At 45.4% G+C, this 8,216-nt stretch carries 8 protein-coding genes and 1 tRNA gene; 3 read left to right on the forward strand and 6 right to left on the reverse strand.

Going from position 1 to position 8,216, the window contains the following annotated elements; translation table 11 throughout:
• From PX484_RS13655 to PX484_RS13670, 4 genes are all read right to left on the reverse strand, one after another.
• A partial coding sequence (locus PX484_RS13655) for a diacylglycerol kinase family protein (RefSeq protein WP_288104262.1) occupies positions 1-424 on the reverse strand: 424 nt, incomplete at its 3' end.
• 132 nt (positions 425-556) lie between these two features.
• Positions 557-628: transfer RNA gene (locus PX484_RS13660), tRNA-Thr, on the reverse strand.
• A gap of 331 nt (positions 629-959) precedes the next feature.
• Positions 960-2,858, reverse strand: coding sequence for an NAD(P)H-quinone oxidoreductase subunit F (locus PX484_RS13665; RefSeq protein WP_287665660.1), 1,899 nt, complete (start codon positions 2,856-2,858; stop codon positions 960-962).
• 215 nt (positions 2,859-3,073) lie between these two features.
• Positions 3,074-3,757, reverse strand: coding sequence for a PHP domain-containing protein (locus PX484_RS13670; RefSeq protein WP_190723073.1), 684 nt, complete (start codon positions 3,755-3,757; stop codon positions 3,074-3,076).
• A 369-nt stretch (positions 3,758-4,126) separates the two neighbouring features.
• On the opposite strand from PX484_RS13670, the gene PX484_RS26055 reads away from it, so the two are divergent.
• Positions 4,127-4,864: a PEP-CTERM sorting domain-containing protein gene (locus PX484_RS26055; RefSeq protein ID WP_287766876.1), complete on the forward strand. Its 738-nt coding sequence runs from the start codon at positions 4,127-4,129 to the stop codon at positions 4,862-4,864.
• A gap of 523 nt (positions 4,865-5,387) precedes the next feature.
• Complete coding sequence (locus tag PX484_RS13680) at positions 5,388-6,086, forward strand: Uma2 family endonuclease (RefSeq protein ID WP_287766878.1); 699 nt, start codon at positions 5,388-5,390, stop codon at positions 6,084-6,086.
• A gap of 6 nt (positions 6,087-6,092) precedes the next feature.
• Here PX484_RS13680 and rpsF read toward each other — a convergent pair whose 3' ends face one another.
• A complete protein-coding gene (gene rpsF / locus PX484_RS13685; RefSeq protein WP_004163403.1) occupies positions 6,093-6,482 on the reverse strand; it encodes a 30S ribosomal protein S6 in 390 nt (129 codons plus the stop codon).
• Positions 6,483-6,627: 145 nt separating this feature from the next.
• On the opposite strand from rpsF, the gene PX484_RS13690 reads away from it, so the two are divergent.
• Positions 6,628-7,410 carry a fumarylacetoacetate hydrolase family protein gene (locus PX484_RS13690; RefSeq protein ID WP_043997825.1) on the forward strand — a complete coding sequence of 261 codons (783 nt, stop codon included), beginning with the start codon at positions 6,628-6,630 and terminating at the stop codon, positions 7,408-7,410.
• Here the strand turns inward: PX484_RS13690 and tpiA are convergent.
• Entirely contained in the window at positions 7,407-8,132 is a 726-nt protein-coding gene (tpiA, locus tag PX484_RS13695; protein WP_080506938.1) for a triose-phosphate isomerase, read from the reverse strand. The two genes, PX484_RS13690 and tpiA, sit on opposite strands and share 4 nt — an antisense overlap.
• Positions 8,133-8,216 lie beyond the last annotated feature (84 nt).

The following is an 8,216-nucleotide window of genomic DNA, read 5'->3' on the forward strand; positions in this document are numbered from 1 at the left end:
GGGTAATTTTCACACTTAATCCTAAACTAGCCACGTTGAAAAAGTATTTATTATTTACCCAACCTAGATCGATATATTTTAAATTACCTTCCGCAATAATTCGACAGGCTTCGGCAATAGAATTCGGTATCCCTAAAGTCCTGGCTAAATCATTAGCCGTTCCCAAAGGTATAATGCCTAGGGGCAGTTGAGTTTCTACCAACACATCCACCATAGCATTAAGAGTCCCATCGCCACCACCGACGATAACTAAATCAATATTAGAGCGATATTTTTCCATCAAAAAAGGTATATCTTCTACCTTTTTCAAAGGGACGCTGATAATTTCAAAATCCCAATGATTGAGCAGATCGACAGTTTGAGCAAAGTTTTCTTTACCCTTGCGCGAGTGACGATTGATTAGCAGTAAAGCTCTTTTAGTCATAGGTAAGTTTCTCAGTAGCATCAATATCTGAAGATAGACCAACACCAGCTTTTTGAGAGATTGTATATAGACTTGGCCGCAACCCGAGCCACCAAAGCCTTGTAGGGACTGAAAACAGTTGGTTTTCCCACAAGCTGGTGATGGGATTTGAACCCGCGACCGGCTGATTACAAATCAGCTGCTCTACCACTGAGCTACACCAGCATTTTTTACCAACCCATTATAACATAAATAGGGTCTGCTGAAAAAGTTTTTCGTGGGGGCAGGGTGTGGGGTGTAGGGTTTTACCCATTTTCAGGGAAAAAGTGCCTAAATTTCCCCCCCGATCACCCCAAAGTCTGGCACTTTTTGATGGGAAAAAAGTCTAAAATTCTTATCCAACAAGGTTTTTAGATTTATTCAGCAGACCCTAAATAGACCAAGTGGTCACTGAGCCTTGTCGAAGTGTGGATATTTTTTCTTGTCGAGCATATTCATCACCCTGCTTTCCTTCCCCAGTCAGCTGCCCGGAGACTAGGGACCGATACACAGACATTCAATGAGTCAAAAGGGATGACCAATAATTAGTTATCACTGACCATTGACCGTTTAATAAGAGCCAGATTAATCCCCCTATTCCGAAGAGAATAGTCAAGACATAAAATTGTGATTGACCGGAAACATTATACTTTAAGGCACTGCCGCTAAAAATCGTCGCTAAACTGACCAAATTAACCAGACCATCAATAATATAACGATCGAGCCAAGCGGTAATTTTGGACAGGCTGCCCACCGCCAAAACCACGGTAAACTGATAGATGCGATCGAGATAAAAGTCATAAGCGAACAAATCTTGCAGGAATCGCAGTATTAACCCGGTTGGTCTGGCCCAAGCTCGTCTTAACTCTACCATTGACCCGATAACTAGGCCAATTACTCCAGAGGCCATCAGTAAGGGAAAACCCCAGACAATAGTGAAACTCCGGTTATTAAGGAGGGGATTGGTGAAAGATAGCCAAAAATCCCAACGTAGGGGAATAATCGGGGCCAATAAAACGATTAAAATCAATGATACCATGGGCAAAGCCATTGGCCAAGCCACTTCCGGGGTGCGATGGGTTTTACTTTGGGTTTGTCCCAAAAAGACTAAACGAAAGACCCGAGTAAGATTGACGATGCTAAGACAATTAACAAAGATTAAAACCGCTAATAACCACCAAGGAATCGCCCATTCGCCACTTAACCACCGTTTTAACGTCCAAAACATCCCTAGGGGCATTAAAACCGTCATCCCCGCGGAACCTCCTAAAAAAGCCGTGGTCGTGGCTGGCATTCTTGACCAAATTCCCCCCATTTCCGTGATATTTTGGTTACTGGTGGTGAGAATTAATGCTCCTGCGCTCATAAACAATAAGGCTTTTGCCACCGCATGGGAGAATAAAATTAGTAAAGCGATATCCACATGACCTAATCCCACCGCCACAAAGACCAAACCGAGATAGGCACTGGTGGAGTGGGATAAAGCGCGTTTAATATCAATTTGGGACAAGGCCATCAGAGAAGTCCCAATGGCCGTCATTGTCCCCAACACTATTAAAACATTGGCAGCGATCGGAGATAGGGTAAACACCGGCTGCAGCTTAATTAAAACATAGGCCCCCGCCGAAACCACGATCGAATTCCGCAGGATTCCGGCTGGATTTGGTCCCTCCATCGCCTCATCTAGCCACAAATTCAGGGGAAATTGGGCGCATTTACCCGTTGGACCAGCAATAAGGGCTAATCCTAACAAAGTCGCCGTCAGAGGCGGTACAGGGTTATTTACCGCCCAATTTTCTAACTGAGAAAAACTCAATCCCTCTCCGTAACTGGACAGAGCCACCAAACCCATCAATAAAATAATATCGCCGACGCGCTTGGTTAAAAAGGCATCTCGGGCTGCGGTTACTACCAAAGGTTGGGCATACCAAAAACCGACGAGGAGATAGGTAGAGACTGTTAACATCTCTAGGAAAGCGTAACTGAATAGTAGGGAGTCACTCAGGGCAATTCCCCCCAAAGCTGCCTCAAAAAAGCCCATTAAGCCATAAAATCTCGCCAAAGACCAATCCTTTTCCATGTAGCCAAGGGCATAGATTTGGGCCAAGAGACTGACGAGGGTAATCACTTCCAGCGTCCCCAAACTGACGGGAGAAAGTTCGATCGAAAGAGATAAACTAAGATCGGCCACTTTTACCCATTCAAAAGCCAGTTTAATCGTCTCTCGATGCCAAATTTGATTAAAAGCGATCGTTCCGTGTATTAACCCTAAGACGGTCATCAATAGATTAATATAAGCCGCCGGCCGCGGACCGGTGCGACTAATAATGCCTAAAGACCAAGGTAGGGTTAAAATCGAACCAATTAAGCCATAAATGGGAATTAACCAGCAAGTGTCAAGGAATAAATCTTTCATTCGGGGGGTTATTCAGTTATCAGTTATCAGTTATCAGTGATCAGGTTTAAGTTTTAAGTTATCAGGTTTAGGTTTTCAATTTTCAACAAATTTAGGCTCTTTCACTGGTTACTGATTACTGATCACTGATCAACGGCCATAAAAAACCAATACTCGATCGAGAAGGGAGCGAGTTTAGTCAATTTAGTTATTTTACAGTTAATCCCGCGATCAGGCTAAATGCGCTGTAATAAAGATTTACCGTGGGAATCGGTGCTACAGGTGGCGAATAATTGATATTGACGACTAAGAGCGAGTGCTTGTTCGGTTTCCCGTTGACTCGGTAGCCAGGGTTTGGGATTGCCGTAGGCATAAAAGGCCTCAATACCATCAATACCCAATTCTACCGCCGCCGCTACTAAATCGGCTGCGGGGCGATGGTAACGAAAGGGATGGGCGAGAACCACTAGGGCCCCCGCTTGCTGTAAACTGTTAATGACTCTAGAGGCCAAAGCTAGATCTCCTTCCGGTTTGGCTCTTTGCAGATAGGGAGTCAAAACGGTATGAGTAGGATCGAAACCATAGCCAAGAATATGCACTTCTGTCTCTAAGAGATTCGCCGTAATTTCTACCCCTGTCCAGAGATGGGGTAGAGAACTCTTTAAATGCTGATTTTCCAGCCAAATTTGGGCTTGTCGATAACCTTCGATCGAGTGATGATCAGTAATTGCTAATCCTTTTAGTCCGATATCTAACGCTTGTCTCATCAAGTCTTGGGGACTCATTTGACCATCGGAACAATGGGTGTGGAGATGGAAATTGTAATGGTAGGGACAACTATCATAGCCGACATTTGCCCACACCGCTTTCAGGGCGAGGGTATCTTGAGCTAGGGGTGGAATTGTAGCAGAAACGACCATGCAGTATTGAGGAAATTTCCCAAAGATTACAAATTGTTAACAATCAGCATAGCAAATACCAAAAAAAATTGGGTAGCTGCTGTTACCACTAATACTAAATCCTCTTTCAAAGGTGTGGGGAAGTGGGGAAGTAGGGAAGTGGGGAAATGGGGAAATTAGCCGAACGTGCAGAGATGATGCCCAATCCCGTCATACTTGATCATTACCTGCTGGAAAAAGCTGTATCTATCGGTTGTTAGGAAATCTTTAGGAGATTTGGCTTGAATTTAGACGTCAATAACTTGACATTTCATCTGGCCGAGGTTATAACTAAACTAGAGTGCGTAGTCTACGTACTTTGCCCTAATAAAAAGTAACAAACCACTTAAAATGATCACAAACATCTCTAGACGACTAACCACTGGCGCTCTTGCTATCGCTGGCAGCGTTGCCGCTTTCGGCTTTGCCGGTGCTGCCCCCGCCCAAGCGCAGGCGGAGTGTTCTCTACCATTAGGACAATTGTTTTCTAGTTTCAAGAGTACTCCTTGCCGGGTGGGAGACAAGTTGTTTACATTCATAGACGCATCTCCAGCGTCTGGTCCCATAAATAACGGGGTTCTTCTCATAGATCAACTCGTGTCATCGACGGTAGACAGACACACCTTCAACTATAGACCAACTCCTGCTCTAATGCAATCTTCAGGTACTTTCATCATAGACTACACGATCGAGATCGTTGATGACCCCGCCACTCCCGGCGAAAATGAACTTTTGACGAAGATGTTCAAAGAATTCAGTATTGGCTATGATGCAACTGGCGCAGGTAACTTTGGTATCTCTACGGAGAAGAAAGTTTGGTCAGATAGTATCAATGGGGCGGGTTTGATCGGAAGTTCGATGGCTTCGACCGCGTTGGGTTCTTCTGGTAACGTAGTTACAGTTCCGTCAAACCTCAAGAAACTTTTCGTCAGAGACACTTTCAGTGTCTCTGATACCAGGGGTTCCCTTAACAGTGTCACCAACGACTTCACACAAACAACAAAATCAATTGACATCCCCGAACCCTCTGCTATCCTCGGTATCTTAGCCGTTGCTGGTGTTGGTGCTTTCGCTCGTCGCAAGATCTAGTCACTGCCATTAGAGCAAAAATAATGGAAAAAATAAGCGTTAAAGTCAAACTTAACGCATTTTTTCTTGTCTAGAGACGGGAGTGGGGAGTCTGAGCATTTGTATTAAAATATCCATTGACATCCTCCCCGACGTAAACGAGCGGTGATTCCTCACCACGCCACCTTTTTAGGATGGTCGTTGAATGGGGTTGACGCTTCACAGGATACTGCTACCTTAGCGGTAGTCTTACGCTTTCCGACCCGTCCGTTTTGATTGTCCGAATGCCGGACGGCCACTTTGAACAAGTCGAGAAAATCTCCTGTTCAACCTTATTTCCTAGAAAGTTTTACTCGTTCAAGGCCGAATTTGACTTCTTTTCTGAACGAAACCCCCTACTATCTGTGGTCAAGGTTCAGTTTTTAGCTTGGTTATCGCTTTTTCCATTGTAGCTTAAAGCCGTCCTAAAAGGACGGGGTTTCAATCCGAGGATTTGCGATGATACAATAAAGTTAGGCCAAAATGCGATCGCAAGAGATAAAGCATGGTTCAAGCACCCATCGAACCCCAACTTTTCTATCCTGACTCCGACGGTAAACCTATGGCCGACAACACAGTTCAATATCGCTGGATTGTTCGCTTGGTTGCCAATCTCAGGTATTTATTTAAGGAGCAAACCGTCTTTGTCGCCGGAGATTTGCTCTGGTATCCCCAGCAGGTAACTGTACCACCCGCTCCCCGTCAAGCTCCCGATGCCATGGTAGTTTTCGGCCGTCCACCTGGTGAGCGCGGCAGCTATAAACAATGGGAAGAAGACAATATTGCCCCCCAGGTAGTGTTTGAAATCCTCTCTCCGAGCAATAGTGCCAGGGAAATGCTCAAAAAGCAGTCTTTCTATCGGGAGCATGGGGTATTAGAAATGTTTTTCTATGACCCAGACTCCCATGATTTCTGGGGATTGGTACGGGCCAATCAGCAAGAGGATTTTTTCCCAGTAACGGCCTTGAATTTTCCTTGGACTTCCCCAATCCTAGGGATTCGGTTTGAGATGTTTGAAGAGGGTTTAGAGGTCTTTTATCCCAATGGGGAACGATTTAAAGACCCTGAAACCCTCTTTGAGGAACGCAACCAAGCACAACAAGAACGCAACCAAGCACAACAAGAACGCGACCAAGCACAACAAGAACGCGATCGCGCTTTTGCCCGATTACGCGAATTGGGCATTGATCCGACACAGTTGTGACTATAATTAATCTTCAGCGGAGATGCCGTCATCTTCCACCACCGCTTCGGTGATAGGAGAGGGGGGAATTTCCGTTAAGGGAGATAAATCGGCAGGGGGGGCCACCACGCGATCGAGTTTTAGGGTTAAATAACGAATAACCTCATCACTTAAACGCATGGCCCGTTCCATGGGGGCGACTTGTTTGCCGCTGGCCTGATAATTCATCTGCACATAGACACCATCATTGAGTTTTTTGATGGGATAGGCCAGACGTTTTTTACCCCACACCTTAACTTGAATGTCTGTGGCGCTGTGTTCGGTAATCAGAGTCCGATAACGTTCCACTTGTTGCTGAACGACTTCTTCCCCTAAATCGGGACGGAGAATGTAAAGAGTTTCGTAGTTATTGCTCATCTCAGAATCCTTATGGACTAGAAGGCTTCTTTGTCAAGGCCAAGAGTCAATTGATTTTAATAACTCTCTAGCTTTTAATAAAGAAGCAAGGATATATGATCATACTACTATCCGAGAGTCGATCGCTAGTCATTCCCAGAAAAATATGGCGCAACGCTATGTACGAGTGAAACATCGTCAAGGACAAATCTTCTACGGACTGTTACAGTTAAACCGTAGCGTTGCCGTCTTTGATGCCCCTCCCTGGCAAGGAGGGCAACTAACCAAGCTAGAATTAGAACCTGATAGCTACCAACTATTAGCCCCCTGTTTCCCGTCGAAAATTATTGCCGTGGGCAAAAATTACCGCGCCCACGCCGCCGAGATGGGAACACCTGTACCGGAAGAACCGCTTTTATTTCTCAAGCCACCGACGACAATTATCGCCGACGGTGAAACTATTTTTTATCCGCCCCAATCGGAAAGAGTGGATTATGAGGGAGAATTGGCATTAATTATGGGAGAAACCGCCAAAAACTGCACCACAGCCCAGGCCAGAAGTAAAATCTGGGGTTATACTATTGCTAACGATGTCACCGCTAGGGATTTACAGAAAAAAGATAGCCAATGGACGCGGGCGAAAGGATTTGACAGTTTTTGTCCCCTCGGCCCCTGGATTGTCCGGGAATTGAGTATCGGGGCCCAATTAACCACTTTTCTCAATGATGGCAGCGAACCCAAACAAAGCAGTTATCTCAGTGATATGGTCTTTCCCCCCGATGTCTTGGTGGCTTATATCTCCCAAGTGATGACCCTGCTGCCGGGGGATGTAATTTTAACGGGAACTCCCGAAGGAATCGGACCGCTGCAGGTGGGGGATAAGGTTCGGGTGGAAATAGAAGGCATCGGGGTTTTGGAAAATAGCGTCATGGCAGCAGAAATCGATTAACGATAATTAACAATCCTAGCGAATACGGCGGGGTCTAGACTCGCCCCACCGACTAAAGCCCCGTTTATCTGCGATTGAGCCATAATTTCATCGATATTATCGGGTTTTACCGAACCACCGTACTGAATGGTTACTTCGGGATTGTCTAATTGTTGCCGAATCAAACCGATAACCCGATTAGCTTCCTCGCTTTCGCAGGTTTCCCCGGTGCCAATCGCCCAGATGGGTTCGTAGGCGATAACGAGGTTTTTTTGGTCAACATTGACTAAACCTGCTTGAATTTGCTTGATAATTACCTTTTCCGTTTCTCCAGCATCTCTTTGGGCTTTACTTTCTCCCACACAGATAATCGGGATTAAACCTTGTTTTTGGGCAGATATGACCCTTAAATTGACGGTTTCATCGGTTTCGCCGAAATATTGCCGGCGTTCACTGTGACCGATAACCACATAGTGAACCCCAATTTCGGTTAACATATCCGCCGAGATTTCGCCCGTATAAGCCCCCGATTTTTCCCAGTGGACATTTTGCGCCCCTAAGCGAATACGACCACCGTGGAGGGTTTTAGAGAGGACAGCTAAAGCTGTGAAAGGCGCACAAAGAACTACTTCTCGGTCGTCCGGGGTTTCCTCTAGATGGGATTTAAAATCTTGCAAAAACTCCAGAGCTTCTCTCTGGGTTTTGTGCATTTTCCAGTTACCTGCAATAACAACTTTCGGCACAGCTTAATTAATTTAGTAGATTTGATAATTTATGGTACATTTTACTGTAAGCCTTTTTGTTACCCTAAGCAAGATCACCGATAA

Origin of the sequence: Microcystis sp. M49636_WE2, from assembly GCF_030065375.1 — a bacterium.
Lineage (GTDB): Bacteria > Cyanobacteriota > Cyanobacteriia > Cyanobacteriales > Microcystaceae > Microcystis > Microcystis aeruginosa_C.

Excerpts from the sequence above, each read along its gene's own strand:
- rpsF (WP_004163403.1), bottom strand. The coding sequence starts at position 6,482 with ATGAGCAATAACTACGAAACTCTTTACATTCTCCGTCCCGATTTAGGG.
- PX484_RS26055 (WP_287766876.1), top strand. The coding sequence starts at position 4,127 with ATGATCACAAACATCTCTAGACGACTAACCACTGGCGCTCTTGCTATC.
- PX484_RS13690 (WP_043997825.1), top strand. The coding sequence starts at position 6,628 with ATGGCGCAACGCTATGTACGAGTGAAACATCGTCAAGGACAAATCTTC.
- PX484_RS13670 (WP_190723073.1), bottom strand. The coding sequence starts at position 3,757 with ATGGTCGTTTCTGCTACAATTCCACCCCTAGCTCAAGATACCCTCGCC.
- PX484_RS13680 (WP_287766878.1), top strand. The coding sequence starts at position 5,388 with ATGGTTCAAGCACCCATCGAACCCCAACTTTTCTATCCTGACTCCGAC.
- PX484_RS13665 (WP_287665660.1), bottom strand. The coding sequence starts at position 2,858 with ATGAAAGATTTATTCCTTGACACTTGCTGGTTAATTCCCATTTATGGC.